Source organism: Pantoea phyllosphaerae (genome assembly GCF_051025595.1).
In the GTDB taxonomy this organism is placed as follows: domain Bacteria; phylum Pseudomonadota; class Gammaproteobacteria; order Enterobacterales; family Enterobacteriaceae; genus Pantoea.
Genome location: NZ_JBPFDE010000007.1, coordinates 165,610 through 180,480, shown reverse-complemented (window position 1 = coordinate 180,480; position 14,871 = coordinate 165,610). Strand labels below are relative to the sequence as shown.

The window sequence follows — 14,871 nt, the reverse complement described above, 5'->3', positions numbered from 1 at the left end:
TGATTTTATATAGTTTGCTATTTAATTGCGTGCAACTCTATTGACCTCTACAGTGTGGCAGTGAATCAGGAAAAAGGAAACGATCATTTTGTAATTTTTTTATTTTTCGGATTATTTGACATTGTTCATAAGAATTTAGTGTGCCATGCGGGCAAAATGCGCTTAAGATTTCGTACCAGATAAAATCAGATAATTTGCCTTGTACTTTAGTCGGTTTTTCCCGGTCTGCTTTTAAACACAATTATTTTCTGTTCGTTCCAGAACTGGTGCGGGCCGGAGGAACCATGCAAACATGTTCCGACGACGAAAGTCGCCTGCGCGCGCTTGAAGCGCTGCGCGAACCTGACGAAAGTCGCGATGGGGTTCTTGAGAAGTTTGTCCGGCTGGCGAGCCAGGCGCTCGGCATTCCCGGCTGTTTTATCTCCATCGTCGACGATGAATTTCAGTACATTCGGGCGGCGCGCAACTTTGCGCTTAAGTTCTCGACGCGAGAGGATTCGCTCTGTCGCTACGTGATCGATTCCGAAGCGCCGATGGTGGTTTCTGATACCTGGCTGGATGCCCGCTTTGTAAAGCACAAGTTCGTCATCGGCGATCCCTGGATTCGCTTCTATGCTGGCGTGCCGCTGAAAAGCCGCACTGGCCATATCCTCGGCACGCTGTGCGTGACCGACGGCGAGCCGCATTCGCTCAATCCTGAACAGCTGACTGCGCTGACGCTGCTCGGCGCGCTGGTAATCTCGTTTCTCGAAGCCTGGCACGCCGCCGGCTTCAGCGATCCGGTGACCGGGCTGCCTAATCGTCAGCGGCTGATCCGCGATCTGCACTACCTGACGGCGAGCGGCGATACGCAGCCGCGGCGGCTGATTCTGATTGACTGCATCGACATGGCGCGCGCCTATGAGCTGGCGCGCTCAATGGGGATGGGGCCGGTCGAGGGGCTGCTTAAAGATGTCGCCACGCTTCTGCCGCTGCGCCTGCGTCTGGGGCCTGGCGATCTGCTCTACACCGTGGCTACCGGCCGGTTTGCGCTGCTGACCAGCGAAAGAAGCCCGCTCAGCGCCGCTGGGGTGGCGAATCGTATGGAGGGCATCAGCGCGGATTTAGGCGAGGGGCTGTCGGTGACCCTGAATACCTTTACCGGCGGGGTGGACTTCACGGCCGTGGCGTCGCCGGCGCAGGAGATACTGCGGCGTGGCCTCAGCGCGCTGCATGAGGCGATCGGCAGCGGGGTGGCGACGCGGACCTATAGCGCGTCGGAGGATGTGCGCCGCACGCGCGATTTTAACCTGATGCATGAACTTGCCTCTGCGCTGAGAAACGAAGAGGGGCTCTATCTGGCTTACCAGCCCAAAATTTGTCTGCAGAGCGGCGCGCCGGTGGGGCTTGAGGCGCTGATCCGCTGGCACCATCCGCTGCTGGGCGAGCTGCCGCCCTCGGCGTTCGTCCCCCTGGCGGAGCAGACCGAACTGCTCTCCGAGATGAACACCTGGGTGATCGATCGCGTCATTGCCCGTCTGGCGCGGCTGCGTAATCACTGCATCCAGCTGCCGATTTCCGTCAACGTCAGCCTGCATGATTTCGCCCGGCAGGGGTTCGCCGACATGCTGGAGGATAAGATGCTGAAAGTCAGGCTGCCTAACGCGCTGCTCGGCGTGGAGTGTCTGGAGACCGAGCGGCTGATTGAAAATCCGGCCGCGCTGCGCGGGCTGGAGATGCTTAAGCTGCGCGGCTTCGGCATCTCGCTGGACGACTTTGGCACCGGCTACAGCAATATCAGCTATCTGCGCCGCATGCCGCTGGATGTCATCAAGCTGGACCGTTCGTTAATCAGCGGGCTCGCCACCGACACGGCGTCGCGTATTATCGCGCGCAACATTATCACCATGCTGAAAGAGCTGGACTATGTCGTGCTGGCGGAGGGCATTGAGTGCGGAGACGTAGCCAGCATGCTGTGCGAGTATGGCTGCGACCAGGCGCAGGGCTATTTCTATGCCAAACCGCTGCCCGATCGCGAGCTGGATGCGTGGCTCGACTGGCGGCTGCGTAACAAATGTCGCTGAGAAGCGCCTGCGCTACTGCGCCTCAGCGGCGGCCTGAGCCTGGGGACTCTCGGGCACGTCGTTCCAGGTGCAGTCGATCTCGCTGTCGTGGGAGGTGCACTCGGGCGGAGCGTTGAGGTTTTTGGCCTGATGATGGCGCGGCACCGCGCAGCCGGAGAGCAGCAGGCAGACAACAAGCGCAACAGGTTTCAGCATAAAGAGATTTCCGTTCACCATGTGACGGCTATCTTCGCTTTCCCTGCCTTAACGGCCGCTGAACCGTCCAGGCCGTAAGCGGCGGTTTCATCAACCCGGCATCAACCACGCTACTCTTTACCCGCATCTCGCCCTTAACGCGATCTAAATCAATAACGATAATTGTTCGCAATTGCATAGTTGCGGCACAGAGATATCGGAGATGAGATCATGCTGATAACCCCCGGGAGTCAATGGCGTATTACAGGGTTCAGGAACGACCTGTCCGAGCTTTTCCGTCGTAAACTTTTATCGCTGGGCTTCGTGCCTGGTGCGGTCATCGATATCGTCAGGTTTGCGCCGCTGGGCGATCCGGCGGAGGTGCGTCTCAGCCACAGCAGCTATGCGCTCCGTAAAGCTGAACTGGCGATGCTGCGCCTTGAGGCCGTTGACGGAGGCGAGCAGGCATGAAGCGTATCAACGCCGTACTGGCGGGCAACCCTAACGCCGGTAAAACCACGCTGTTCAATCTGCTGACCGGGCTGCGGCAGCGCACCGGCAACTGGCCCGGCGTCACCGTCGAGCGCAAACAGGGCACCTTCACCACCGGCGAGGCAGCCGTCACGCTGATCGATCTGCCTGGCATCTATTCCCTTGAAACGGTGCAGGCTGAAGACGGCCTCTCCGCCGACGAACGCGTCACCTGCAGCTATATAATGAGCGGCCAGGCGGACGTGCTGATCAACGTGATTGACGCGTCGAGCCTGGAGAAGAGCCTGTGGCTCACCCTGCAACTGCGCGAGCTGAACCTGCCGACGATCGTGGTGCTTAATATGGCCGACGTCGCCAGAACCTGCGGCGTTGAACTGGATGCCGATGCGCTGGCCGCCCAGCTCGGCTGTCCGGTAGTGCTGATGTCCGCCTCGACGTCCGAAGGGCTAACGGCGCTGCTGGCAGCCATTGAAAGCCTTGCCGCCGCGCCGCCTGCGGATCTACTGCTGAACCGAGCGGAAGTCGATGCGGAGGCGCGGCTGGCCCGCATCCGCGCCATCTGTCAGGCCGCTTGCGATGGCGGGTCGCGTCGCGCCCACCGTCTGACACGCGCGCTGGATAATCTGTTCCTCGACCGCTGGCTCGGTTTTCCCCTGTTTTTAGGGGTGATGTACCTGATGTTTTACTTCTCCATCAATATCGGCGGCGCGCTGCAGCCGGTATTTGATAAGGGGTCCACGGCGCTGTTTATCGACGGCGCCGCGCAGCTCTGCGCCGCGCTTCACTTTCCCGACTGGATCACCTCTTTTCTGGTGCAGGGCATCGGTGGCGGTATTACCACCGTCCTGCCGCTGGTCCCGCAGCTGGCGCTGATGTTCTTTTTTCTGACGCTGCTGGAAGAGTCGGGCTATATGGCGCGCGCCGCGTTTGTGGTCGATCGGCTGATGCGCTGGCTGGGGCTGCCGGGGAAATCTTTTGTGCCGCTGATCGTCGGCTTTGGCTGCAACGTGCCGGCCGTGATGGGAGCGCGCACGCTGGAAACCGAGCGGGAAAGGCTGGTTACGATGCTGATGGCCCCCTTTATGTCCTGCGGCGCGCGGCTGGCGATATTCGCCGTATTTTCCGGCGTCTTTTTCGGTAACGCCGGCGCGGGCGTCATCTTTTCGCTCTATCTGCTCGGTATCGTGGCGGCGGTTTTTACCGGGCTGGTGTTGAAGCATACCCTGCTAAAGGGCGGCGCCTCCTGTGCCATCATGGAGCTGCCGCTGTGGCATGTGCCGGTGATGCGCAGCCTCCTGCTGCAGACCTGGTTTCGGCTGCACGCCTTCGTTATTCGCGCGGGCAGGGTGATCGTCGCGGCCTGCGTGGTGATTGGCCTGCTTTCCAGCCTGACGGTGAGCGGCCATCGGGCGCCGCGCGTCGACGACTCGGTACTGGCTTCCGCCAGCCGCTACCTGACGCCGCTGTTTACGCCGATGGGGATCAAGCCCGACAACTGGCAGGCGACCGTTGGGCTGGTAACCGGCGCCCTGGCGAAAGAGAGTGTGGTCGGCACCCTGAACGCGCTCTACCAGGCGGAGCCGCAAAATGCGCCGGACGCTGAGCCAGCGCAAAGCCTGACGGCGGTTTTCGCCTCGGCGCTGGATGAAACCGGGCAGAATCTGAAACAGGCGCTCAGCCCGCAGACGCTGTTTAACCCTGTTGAAGCGAGCAAAGGAGACGGCGAAATGAGTCAGGGCGCGGTAGGCGTTATGCAGACGATGTTCGGCAGCGCGCTCGCGGCCTACAGCTATCTGGTCTTCGTGCTGCTCTACGTGCCCTGCGCCTCGGTGATGGGCGCGCTGGCGAAAGAGGCGGGACGGCAGTGGATGTGGTTTGCTCTGATCTGGGGAACCGTTATGGCCTATAGCGCGGCGACCCTGATTTACCAGATCGGCACCTTTACACAGCATCCCGGTTTCAGCCTGATTTGCCTGGCGGCTATTGTTGCGGCAGGCGTGGCTGCGGTGACCCTGTTGCGCCAGCAGCGCGTCAGCCTGCAGCCTGGGTTGCAGCCAGCCAAAGAGGGCGGCGGATGCGGCAGCTGTAAAGGGTGCGGGCATTAACCCGGCAAATAAAAAACGCTCCTGTCGTGGAGCGTTACCGGAAAACCCGGCTAAATGAATCAATAGCCGTACTTGTTGTAGTGAGGCGTTACCTCGACGCTGACTATAGTGCGGCATTTCTCAATCAGGCCTCAACAGTTCAGGAACAGGCGCGCCCTTTATTGCGCGAGATCAAAGGATTAGCGAGCAAGAAGAGAAGGCGGGGGGCGCTCGCTGGCATCACGAAGGTGAAGCAGCGGTGACAAGGAAGGTGGTGACAACGTCACTTTTGCTTGCGGCGGTCCTGCTATAACGCCAGCCATCAGCGGCTGAGAGAAGCGTTAGCGAAGCGAAACAGGATTATTCCGCTTGCAAAGCGCCAGAGAAAATTTTGTAAAAAGCTGTGTCGCCTATCGACCGGCTGCGACGCCTGTCTTATGCTTGACCGGCCTCTAACCCTAATACTTCCGGAGTCCGACTGATGAAAGCAGCCACCTTTCTGCTGGCCGGCGCTGCGCTGCTGCTCTCCGCATGCAGCAGCAACAGCGATAACGAACCGCCGCAACAAGCCACCGCAGCCCATATTCAGCCGCACGTCATTATGTCGTCGCTGGCGGAGAGCAACTGCGCGGGGGCCGGAGGCACGCTGGCCTTTTCTCACCAGCTGGACGGCACGCGCATCGGCATGTGCCAGCTGGCGAACGGACGCCGCTGCGATGAACAGGCGCTGATCGGCGGCAACTGCGCCCGCTAACAAAACCGCAGGCGCGACTCAACGGCTACGCCCGGTGGGTCAGGCCGAGGCGCACAGCTGGTTCTGGCAGACTTCGCCTTTTTCAAGCTGGCTGAGATTCGACAAGGTCGTTTCCGAAATCGCCGTCAGCGCCTCAGCGGTCAGAAATGCCTGATGGCCGGTAAACAGCACGTTATGGCAGGCTGACAGCCGACGGAACACATCGTCCTGAATCACGTCGTTAGACTTGTCTTCAAAGAAGAGATCGCGCTCATTTTCGTAGACATCCATGCCGAGCGAGCCGATTTTCTGCTGTTTGAGCGCCTCAATCGCTGCCTGGGAGTCGATCAGCTTGCCGCGACTGGTGTTAATCACCATTACGCCATCTTTCATCTGGCTAAAGGCGGCGGCGTTCAGCAGATGATGATTTTCCGGTGTCAGCGGGCAGTGCAGAGTGATCACGTCCGACTCGGCGAACAGGGTTTTCAGATCGACATACTCCGCGCCCAGCTCCAGCGCCTGCGCGCTCGGGTAGGGATCAAACGCCAGCAGGCGCATGCCGAAACCTTTCAGAATGCGCATCGTCGCTATGCCGATCTTGCCGGTGCCGACCACGCCTGCGGTTTTGCCGTGCATATTAAAGCCGGTTAAGCCGTCGAGCGAAAAGTTGGCGTCGCGCGTGCGCTGATAAGCGCGATGGATACGGCGGTTAAGCGTCATCATCATTCCAACCGTATGTTCCGCCACCGCCTCCGGCGAATAGGCGGGTACGCGCACCACCTTCAGACCCAGCTCCTCCGCTGCGGCTAAATCGACGTTGTTAAAACCGGCGCAGCGCAGCGCGATATACTTCACGCCAAGTGCCGCCAGCTCCTCCAGCACCGGACGGCTGGCGTCGTCGTTGACGAAAATGCAGACGGCGTCGCAGTCAACGGCGTTTTTTGCCGTCGCTTCCGTCAGTAGAAAGTCGAAATAGACCAGATCAAACTGGTAGCCTTCATTAACGCGATCGAGATATTTCTGGTCATAGTGCTTCGTGCTGTAAACCGCGATTTTCATCGTTACGCTCCTGCATTCGGGTATCCACACAGCATAACGTTTTATTGTGGATTTTGCTGCCGTCGGCGGCGCGCCTTCACCTCAGGCCGATTACATGCCATCATCAGGGGCAGGAACCTGTCAGGAAAAGGAATAGTGCTGCCATGCCGCGGAGCCTCCGCCGACTACTTGCTGCCTTACTGGCGCTGACGCTGCTGGTGCTGGGGCTGCTGCTCACCGTGACGCAATGGCTGCCGCGTCTGGCTGGCATCTGGCTGCCGGCGGATACGCGTATCGTGCTGGAAGGATCGCCACGCTGGCGCAACGGCGGCCTGTGGTTTCCGCAGGTACGCTACCTGGCGGGCGAGTGCGCGCTGGCAAGCGTTGAGCAGGTCTCGCTTGGCTGGCACGACCGGCGCTGGCGGCTCGCCGCGCGTCAGGTGACGCTCGACAGCGACTGCCTGCAGCAGCTGCCGCAAAGCGAGCAGCCCGGCACACCGAAAAGCCTCGCGGCGTGGCAGCAGCTGTTGCCCGGCGCCGATATCCAGCTCGATAATCTTACCATTGCGCCCTGGCAAGCCTACGCCGGCCGTTTCGATCTCAGCCTTACCCCCGCTAAACAGACGCTGCGCTATCGCGGCGACAACCTTAATATCGACGCCAGCCTGCAGGGGCAGCAGCTCAACGTAGAGCAGCTGACGCTGCGCCATAAGGCGCTGCCGCAGCCCGTGACGCTGCATGGCCGGTTCGAGCTGCCCGAGTTCGCCAACGGCCTGCCAATCGGCGGTCAGCTGGAGGGCGAGCTGCAGTACGCTGGCGAACCGCTGCGTCTGACGCTCGACTGGCAGCAGCAGCAGGGCAAACTGGCGCTCTACACCACCGGCGACGGCCAGCCGCTGCTGACGCTGCCGTGGCAGGCGGACGCGCGGCAGATCCGCATTGTTAAAGGGCGTTACCGCTGGCCGACCGGCGAGCAGACGCTCTCCGGCTTTCTCGATCTCAGACTTGCTAACTGGCGGCAGGGGCTGGAAGAGACGCAGATCGCCGGACGGCTCAACGTGCTGACCCAGGGACGCGGCGGCAAAGGCAACGCGGTGCTGAATATCGGCCCTGGAAGGCTGAGCATGACAAACAGCGCGCTGCCGCTGCGCCTTACCGGCGAAAGCAAGCTGGCGGCGATGCAGCTTTACGCCGCGCTGCCGGGCGATCTTAGCGGGCCGTTGCTCGACCCGCAGCTCAGGTTCCAGCCCGGCGCGCTGCTGCGCCTGCGCGGCCGCCTTCTCTCCACGCTGGAGGTCGATGAGGCGCGCTGGCCGCTGGCGGGCGTGCGGCTCGCCTCACAGGGCATCGACGGTCGCCTGCAGGCAATACTCAAGGCGCACGATCCGAGCTTCGGCCAGTTCAGGCTGCACCTCGACGGGCGCGCCAGCAACTTCTGGCCCGATAAAGGAGAGTGGAAATGGCGCTACTGGGGGAGCGGCGACATGCGGCCGCTCAACGCCGCCTGGACCATTCAGGGGGCGGGTGGCTGGCGCGACACCCTTATCCACCTCGACAGCCTGAATGCCGGTTTTAATCAGATGCAGTACGGCATGGCGCAGGTGATGCGGCCGCGACTGACACTCAGCGCGCCGGTCAACTGGCAGCGCGACGCGCAGCGACCCGCCTTTAACGGCGGCTTCCGAATCGACGCGGGAGAGACGCGGTTTGATTTCGGCGGGCGTCTGCCCGCCTCGTCGCTGCGCTTCGAGGCGAAAGGCCAGGATCCCAGCCACTTTATCTGGCGCGGCGCGCTGCAGGCGCAGGCGATTGGGCCGCTGCGCGTACACGGCCGCTGGGACGGCGAGCGCCTGCGCGGCGAGGCCTGGTGGCCGACGCAGTCGCTGAGGGTGTTTCAGCCGCTGCTCAACCCTGATCTCAAGATGAAAATCCGCGCGGGCGAGCTGCGCGCGCAGGTGGCGTTCTCCGCCGCGGCGAAAGAGGGATTCCGCGCGGGCGGGCACTGGACGGTGACGCAGGGCAGCCTCTGGACGTCGGACAACCAGATCAACGGCGTCGACTTCTCACTGCCGTTCCGGCTGAAAGATCAGCAGTGGCAGCTTGGCGTGCGCGGGCCGGTGCAGCTGCGCATCGGCGAAATCACCAACCAGTTTGCGATGCAGAATATCCGCGCCGATCTTCAGGGCTACTATCCCTGGAGCGAGGCGCGGCCGCTGACGCTGCAGGCGGTCAGCATGGCGCTGCTGGGCGGCAAGGTTACGCTGCCCGCGCTGCGGTTGCCGCAGCACCAGGCAGCGACGCTGAGCCTGCGCGATATCAGCCTGAGCAAGCTGGTCACCGCGCTAAAGCCTAAGCAGTTCGCTATGTCCGGCAGGATCAACGGCGAGCTGCCGCTGTGGGTAAACAATCCGCGCTGGCTGGTGCAGAATGGCTGGATCGCTAACAGCGGCGCTCTGACGTTCCGTATGGATAAAGATATGGCTGACGCGATCACCGCTGGCAACGTCGCCGCGGGCGCGGCGATGGACTGGCTGCGCTATATGGAGATCTCGCGCTCGTGGGCGACGCTCAGTCTCGACAACCTTGGCAATCTCGCTATGCAGGCGCAGGTGCAGGGCGTCAGCCAGTTCAGCAACCGCAAACAGACTGTCAATCTTAACTACCGCCATCAGCAGAACCTGTTTCAACTCTGGCGCAGCCTGCGCTTTGGCGATAATTTGCAATCCTGGGTGGAACAGAACGCCACTCTGCCGACCAAAAGGGATCAACAACCATGAGCCTCAGGGCGTTACTGGTGCTGGCAGTCGGGCTGCCGCTGACCGGCTGCGTGCCGCGCATCGAGGTGGCCGCGCCGAAGGAGCCGATCACCATCAATATGAACGTGAAGATTGAACATGAAATTCATATCAAGGTGGACAAAGACGTGGAGGCGCTGCTGAAGAATCAGAGCGATCTGTTTTGATGCGCGCGTTGCGCAAGCCGCTCCTGGCTGCGCTGCTGCTGATCGGCACGGCGCAGCCGGCGCTGGCGCTGACGCTGGATGAGGCGCGCCAGCAGGGGCGAGTCGGGGAAACCTTTAGCGGCTATATCGCCGCGCGCCAGCAGGATGGCGAGACGCAGGCGCTGGTAAAGCGGATTAACGCCGGACGAAGCGTGGAATATCAGCGCATCGCGCAGCAGAACAACCTCACCACCGATCAGGTGGCGCGTATCGCTGGCGCAAAGCTGGTGGCGCGCGCGGGCGAGGGCGAATATGTGCGCGGCCTCAACGGGCTGTGGATGCAGAAATAAAAAAAGCCAGGCGTCATGCCTGGCAATCGAAACACAGAGCGAATAATAATAATGATTAGGCAGAAACAATCTGTTTGATGGCGTTTTTCGCGCTGTCGGTGGCTTTGGTGGCCACTTCCGGACCGTAAGCGATGCCTTCGGCGAAGACGAACTCAACGTCGGTGATGCCGATAAAGCCCAGGAAGAGCTTAACGTACGGCGTCAGCAGATCGCTCGGGGTATCTTTGTGAATGCCGCCGCGGCTGGAGAGGATCACCGCGCGCTTGCCTTTCACCAGGCCTTCCGGACCCGCTTCGGTGTAGCGGAAGGTCACGCCAGCGCGAGCAACCAGGTCAAAATAGTTTTTCAGCTGGGTCGGGATGTTGAAGTTGTACATTGGCGCGGCGATCACAATCACGTCGTGCGCCTGCAGCTCGTCGATCAGCGCATTGGAGAGATCCAGCGCTTCCTGCTGACGCGGAGAGAGCGGCGCGTCTGACGGACGCAGCGCGCCAACCAGTTCGCCATCCAGCACCGGAATCGGATCCGCAGCCAGGTCGCGAACGGTAACCTGATCGCCTTTGGCCTTCGCTTCTTCAACGTAGAAATCGGCCAGCTGGCTTGACTGTGAGTAACCAGCGAGGATGCTGGATTTAAGAACCAATACTTTGCTCATTGCTGTTTCCTGTTTGTTACGCGGAAGGCTTCCCGCTCAATGGGTTACACTCTACGGTCATTAGCGACGCGGTAAAAGCGCAATATTTCGAGAGCTATGTTCGAATTTCTTGAATAAGCCTGGCATGGAAGGCAGAGCCGGTCGTGATAAAATGTGTTACGCTTTATCCAATACAATTTTTAGAATCAGTCGGTTAACCCGGCTATCGGACGCTGCGACGGGCAGCGGCTCCGTCTGAGAAGGTACTCCATTACTATGTCATCACCGGTTTCCTCTCCTCTTGCGCCGCTGTGGCCGCGGCTCGACAATCTTATGCTGCGCGACCGCCAGCGCCTGCAGCGCCGTCTGCGCGGCGCCGGTAAAGTGGCTAACCCAGCGGCGCTGCAGGCCGTCGCCGAAGAAATTAGCCAGGAGATCGCGGCGGCGGAGCAGCGCGTCGCCGCCCGTGCCGCCGCAACGCCGAAAATAACCTTTCCCGACACCCTGCCGGTCAGCCAGAAGCAGCAGCAGATTGCCGAGGCGATACGCGACCACCAGGTGGTGATTGTCGCCGGTGAAACTGGTTCGGGTAAAACCACCCAGCTGCCGAAAATCTGTCTGGCGCTGGGACGCGGCGTTAAAGGGCTGATTGGCCATACGCAGCCGCGTCGCCTGGCGGCGCGCACCGTCGCCAACCGCATCGCCGAGGAGCTTGAAACCTCGCTCGGCGGCTGCATCGGCTATAAAGTGCGCTTTAACGATCAGGTCAGCGACACCACCCAGGTGAAGCTGATGACCGACGGTATTCTGCTGGCGGAAATCCAGCAGGACCGCCTGCTGCTGCAATATGACACCATCATTATCGATGAGGCGCACGAGCGCAGCCTGAATATCGATTTCCTGCTCGGCTACCTGCGCGAGCTGCTGCCGCGCCGTCCCGATCTGAAAATCATCATCACCTCGGCGACCATCGATCCGCAGCGCTTTTCGCGCCACTTCCACAACGCGCCGGTGATTGAGGTGTCGGGCCGTACCTTCCCGGTGGAAGTGCGCTACCGGCCGGTGGTCGAAGAGGCGGACGACAGCGAGCGCGATCAGCTGCAGGCGATTTTCGACGCGGTCGACGAGCTGGGCGACGAAGGGCGCGGCGATATTCTTATCTTTATGAGCGGCGAGCGCGAAATTCGCGACACCGCCGACGCGCTGGCGAAGCGCGATCTGCCGCATACCGAAATTTTGCCGCTCTACGCGCGCCTCTCGAACGCCGAGCAGAACCGGGTGTTCCAGTCGCACAGCGGGCGCCGCATCGTGCTGGCGACCAACGTGGCGGAAACCTCGCTGACCGTGCCCGGCATTAAATATGTGATCGATCCCGGCACCGCGCGCATCAGTCGCTACAGCTATCGCACCAAGGTACAGCGTCTGCCGATCGAGCCTATCTCACAGGCCTCGGCCAACCAGCGCAAAGGGCGCTGCGGCCGCGTCTCCGATGGCATCTGTATCCGTCTCTATTCGGAAGATGACTTCCTCAGCCGCCCGGCCTTTACCGACCCGGAGATCCTGCGCACCAACCTGGCGTCGGTGATCCTGCAGATGACGGCGCTGGGGCTGGGCGATATCGGCGCCTTTCCTTTCGTCGAAGCGCCCGACAAGCGCAATATCCAGGATGGCGTGCGCCTGCTGGAGGAGCTGGGGGCGCTCACGCTCAACAGCGAGACCGGCCACTACAAGCTCACCGGCTCAGGCCGCCAGCTGGCGCAGCTGCCGGTCGATCCCCGCCTGGCACGTATGGTGCTAGAGGCGCAGCGCTTTGGCTGCGTGCGCGAAGTGATGATTATCGCTTCGGCGCTGTCGATTCAGGATCCGCGCGAGCGTCCGGTCGAGAAACAGCAGGCCGCCGATGAGAAACATCGCCGCTTCGCCGACAAAGAGTCCGACTTTCTCGCCTTCGTCAACCTGTGGAACTACCTGGGCGAGCAGCAGAAGGCGCTGTCGGGCAACCAGTTTCGCCGCCAGTGCAAAGGGGATTTTCTTAACTATCTGCGCGTGCGCGAATGGCAGGATATCTATACTCAGCTGCGCCAAGTGGTTCGCGAGCTAGGGATCCCGGTCAACAGCGAGCCGGCCGGCTTTCGCGAGGTGCACTGCGCGCTGCTCACCGGCCTGCTGTCACATATCGGCATCAAAGACGCCGAAAAGCAGGAGTTTACCGGCGCGCGCAACGCCCGCTTCGCCATCTTCCCCGGCTCCGGGCTGTTTAAAAAGCCACCCAAATGGACCATGGTGGCGGAGCTGGTGGAAACCAGCCGCCTGTGGGGGCGCATCGCGGCGCGTATCGACCCCGAATGGATCGAGCCGCTGGCGCAGCACCTGATTAAACGCAGCTACAGCGAGCCACACTGGGAAAAAGGTCAGGGCGCGGTGATGGCGCAGGAGAAGGTCACGCTGTACGGCCTGCCGATCGTCGCCGCGCGCAAGGTCAACTACGGCAGCATCGACCCGACGCTGAGCCGCGAGCTGTTTATCCGCCACGCGCTGGTGGAGGGCGACTGGCAGACGCGCCACGCCTTCTTCCGCAATAACCAGAAGCTGCGCAGCGAAGTCGAAGATCTTGAGCATAAATCCCGCCGCCGCGACATCCTGGTGGATGACGACACCCTGTTTAACTTTTATGACCAGCGCGTCGGCCAGCAGGTGATATCGGCGAAGCATTTCGACAGCTGGTGGAAGCTGGCGAGCCGCGATACTCCCGATCTGCTTAGCTTCGACAAACAGATGCTGATTAAAGAGGGCGCGGACAAGGTCAGCCAGCTCGACTACCCCAACTTCTGGCATCAGGGCAACCTCAAGCTGAAGCTCAGCTATCAGTTTGAGCCGGGCGCGGACGCCGACGGCGTCACGGTGCATATTCCGCTGCCGCTGCTTAATCAGGTCGAGGACCAGGGCTTCGAGTGGCAGATCCCCGGCGTGCGCCGCGAGCTGATTATCGCGCTGATTAAGTCGCTGCCGAAGCCGCTGCGCCGCAATCTGGTGCCCGCGCCCAACTATGCCGATGCCTTTTTAGGGCGCGTTACCGCCATGTCGCTGCCGCTGCTCGACGCGCTGGCGAAAGAGTTCCGCCGCATGACCGGCGTGACGCTGGAGCGGGAAAACTGGCAGTGGGAACAGGTGCCCGATCACCTGAAAATGACGTTTCGCGTCGTGGACGAACATAACCGCAAGCTGAAAGAGGGCAAAGATCTCAGCGCGCTGAAAGCCGAACTGAAAGAAAAAGTGCAGGAGACGCTGTCAAAGGTGGCGGATGACGGCCTGGAGCAGAACGGCCTGCATATCTGGAGCTTCGGCGATCTGCCGCGCAGCTACGAGCAGAAGCGCGGCGGCTATCAGGTCAAAGCCTGGCCAGCGCTGGTCGACGAGAAAGAGAGCGTGGCAATCCGCCTGTTCGACAGCGAACAGGAGCAGCAGAAAATGATGTGGCGCGGCCAGCGTCGCCTGCTGCTGCTCAATATTCCTTCGCCGATAAAATACCTGCACGAAAAGCTGCCGAACAAAGCCAAGCTGGGGCTCTACTTCAACCCCTACGGCAAGGTACTGGATCTGATCGACGACTGTATCGCCTGCGGCGTCGACAAGCTGATGGCGGAAGCGGGTGGCCCGGCCTGGCAGCAGCAAAACTTCGAGCAATTGCACGAGAAGGTACGCGCCGGGCTGAACGAGACGGTGGTGGAGATCGCCAGACAGGTTGAGCAGATCCTTACCGCCGTGTTCAACATCAACAAGCGGCTGAAAGGGCGCGTCGATATGACCATGGCGCTGGCGCTGTCGGACATTAAGGCGCAGATGAGCGGCCTGGTCTATCGCGGCTTCGTTACCGGCAACGGCTGGAAGCGCCTGGGCGATACGCTGCGCTATCTGCACGGGATTGAGCGTCGGCTGGAAAAATTACCGGCCGATCCGCACAGCGATCGCGCGCGCATGCTGAAGGTGCAGGCGGTTGAGCAGGCGTGGCAGGCGTGGCGCAATAAGCTGCCGCCGCAGCGTCAGGATGATGAAGAGGTACGCGACATCCGCTGGATGATTGAGGAGCTGCGCATCAGCTACTTCGCCCAGCAGCTCGGCACGCCTTATCCCGTCTCCGACAAGCGCATCCTGCAAACGATGGAGCAGTTCGCGGCGTAATCGCTGACGCTCTCGCAGGCCGCAGCCGAAAACGCTGCGGCTTTTTTTCGTCCCGCTATCGCCTGCGCTAAAAAATTATTTACACCCGTGCTTAAAACAGACGCAAATTATCGCGCTGCTTTCGACCGTCGCCTCAATTTTTAGATAAAATCACGGCTGGCGTGAGGCACGCGCCGGATAGCT

The 14,871-nt window shown here is 61.1% G+C and carries 11 protein-coding genes; 8 read left to right on the top strand and 3 right to left on the bottom strand.

Annotated features, from left to right (window positions below; all coding sequences use genetic code 11):
* Positions 1-284: 284 nt before the first annotated feature.
* Positions 285-2,063, top strand: a complete 1,779-nt coding sequence (locus ACR6A7_RS11720) for a sensor domain-containing diguanylate cyclase (RefSeq protein WP_434125013.1) — start codon at positions 285-287, stop codon at positions 2,061-2,063.
* 12 nt (positions 2,064-2,075) lie between these two features.
* Here ACR6A7_RS11720 and ACR6A7_RS11715 read toward each other — a convergent pair whose 3' ends face one another.
* Positions 2,076-2,258: a hypothetical protein gene (locus ACR6A7_RS11715; protein WP_434125012.1), complete on the bottom strand. Its 183-nt coding sequence runs from the start codon at positions 2,256-2,258 to the stop codon at positions 2,076-2,078.
* A gap of 210 nt (positions 2,259-2,468) precedes the next feature.
* On the opposite strand from ACR6A7_RS11715, the gene ACR6A7_RS11710 reads away from it, so the two are divergent.
* The 3 genes from ACR6A7_RS11710 (at position 2,469) to ACR6A7_RS11700 (ending at position 5,567) form a co-directional block, all read left to right on the top strand.
* On the top strand, positions 2,469-2,708 hold the full coding sequence (locus ACR6A7_RS11710; RefSeq protein WP_434125011.1) for a FeoA domain-containing protein: 240 nt from the start codon (positions 2,469-2,471) through the stop codon (positions 2,706-2,708).
* Positions 2,705-4,834, top strand: coding sequence for a Fe(2+) transporter permease subunit FeoB (gene feoB, locus ACR6A7_RS11705; RefSeq protein WP_434125010.1), 2,130 nt, complete (start codon positions 2,705-2,707; stop codon positions 4,832-4,834). Before ACR6A7_RS11710 ends, feoB begins: the two co-directional genes overlap by 4 nt.
* 460 nt (positions 4,835-5,294) lie before the next feature.
* A complete protein-coding gene (locus ACR6A7_RS11700) occupies positions 5,295-5,567 on the top strand; it encodes a putative hemolysin (protein WP_033790146.1) in 273 nt (90 codons plus the stop codon).
* A 39-nt stretch (positions 5,568-5,606) separates the two neighbouring features.
* Here the strand turns inward: ACR6A7_RS11700 and ACR6A7_RS11695 are convergent, their stop codons facing one another.
* Positions 5,607-6,605: a 2-hydroxyacid dehydrogenase gene (locus ACR6A7_RS11695; protein WP_434125009.1), complete on the bottom strand. Its 999-nt coding sequence runs from the start codon at positions 6,603-6,605 to the stop codon at positions 5,607-5,609.
* 143 nt (positions 6,606-6,748) lie between these two features.
* Between ACR6A7_RS11695 and ACR6A7_RS11690 the strand changes: the two genes are divergently transcribed.
* From ACR6A7_RS11690 to ACR6A7_RS11680, 3 genes are read left to right on the top strand one after another with little or no spacing between them, the layout of a single operon-like run.
* Positions 6,749-9,361, top strand: a complete 2,613-nt coding sequence (locus ACR6A7_RS11690) for a YdbH family protein (protein WP_434125008.1) — start codon at positions 6,749-6,751, stop codon at positions 9,359-9,361.
* Positions 9,358-9,546 carry a YnbE family lipoprotein gene (locus tag ACR6A7_RS11685; RefSeq protein WP_033747068.1) on the top strand — a complete coding sequence of 63 codons (189 nt, stop codon included), beginning with the start codon at positions 9,358-9,360 and terminating at the stop codon, positions 9,544-9,546. Before ACR6A7_RS11690 ends, ACR6A7_RS11685 begins: the two co-directional genes overlap by 4 nt.
* Complete coding sequence (locus ACR6A7_RS11680) at positions 9,546-9,875, top strand: YdbL family probable chaperone protein (protein ID WP_434125076.1); 330 nt, start codon at positions 9,546-9,548, stop codon at positions 9,873-9,875. The genes ACR6A7_RS11685 and ACR6A7_RS11680 overlap by 1 nt, the downstream gene beginning before the upstream one ends.
* 55 nt (positions 9,876-9,930) lie before the next feature.
* On the opposite strand, the gene ACR6A7_RS11675 is transcribed toward ACR6A7_RS11680, so the two are convergent.
* On the bottom strand, positions 9,931-10,530 hold the full coding sequence (locus ACR6A7_RS11675; RefSeq protein WP_434125007.1) for an FMN-dependent NADH-azoreductase: 600 nt from the start codon (positions 10,528-10,530) through the stop codon (positions 9,931-9,933).
* A 255-nt stretch (positions 10,531-10,785) separates the two neighbouring features.
* On the opposite strand from ACR6A7_RS11675, the gene hrpA reads away from it, so the two are divergent.
* Positions 10,786-14,688 (top strand): ATP-dependent RNA helicase HrpA, encoded by a 3,903-nt coding sequence (gene hrpA / locus ACR6A7_RS11670; protein WP_434125006.1) that lies wholly within the window; start codon positions 10,786-10,788, stop codon positions 14,686-14,688.
* The last annotated feature ends 183 nt before the right edge of the window (positions 14,689-14,871 follow it).

Bases quoted from the DNA above. Each gene is read 5' to 3' on its own strand.
- ACR6A7_RS11720 (WP_434125013.1), top strand. From the start codon at position 285: ATGCAAACATGTTCCGACGACGAAAGTCGCCTGCGCGCGCTTGAAGCG.
- ACR6A7_RS11715 (WP_434125012.1), bottom strand. From the start codon at position 2,258: ATGCTGAAACCTGTTGCGCTTGTTGTCTGCCTGCTGCTCTCCGGCTGC.
- ACR6A7_RS11710 (WP_434125011.1), top strand. From the start codon at position 2,469: ATGCTGATAACCCCCGGGAGTCAATGGCGTATTACAGGGTTCAGGAAC.
- feoB (WP_434125010.1), top strand. From the start codon at position 2,705: ATGAAGCGTATCAACGCCGTACTGGCGGGCAACCCTAACGCCGGTAAA.
- ACR6A7_RS11700 (WP_033790146.1), top strand. From the start codon at position 5,295: ATGAAAGCAGCCACCTTTCTGCTGGCCGGCGCTGCGCTGCTGCTCTCC.
- ACR6A7_RS11695 (WP_434125009.1), bottom strand. From the start codon at position 6,605: ATGAAAATCGCGGTTTACAGCACGAAGCACTATGACCAGAAATATCTC.
- ACR6A7_RS11690 (WP_434125008.1), top strand. From the start codon at position 6,749: ATGCCGCGGAGCCTCCGCCGACTACTTGCTGCCTTACTGGCGCTGACG.
- ACR6A7_RS11685 (WP_033747068.1), top strand. From the start codon at position 9,358: ATGAGCCTCAGGGCGTTACTGGTGCTGGCAGTCGGGCTGCCGCTGACC.
- ACR6A7_RS11680 (WP_434125076.1), top strand. From the start codon at position 9,546: ATGCGCGCGTTGCGCAAGCCGCTCCTGGCTGCGCTGCTGCTGATCGGC.
- ACR6A7_RS11675 (WP_434125007.1), bottom strand. From the start codon at position 10,530: ATGAGCAAAGTATTGGTTCTTAAATCCAGCATCCTCGCTGGTTACTCA.
- hrpA (WP_434125006.1), top strand. From the start codon at position 10,786: ATGTCATCACCGGTTTCCTCTCCTCTTGCGCCGCTGTGGCCGCGGCTC.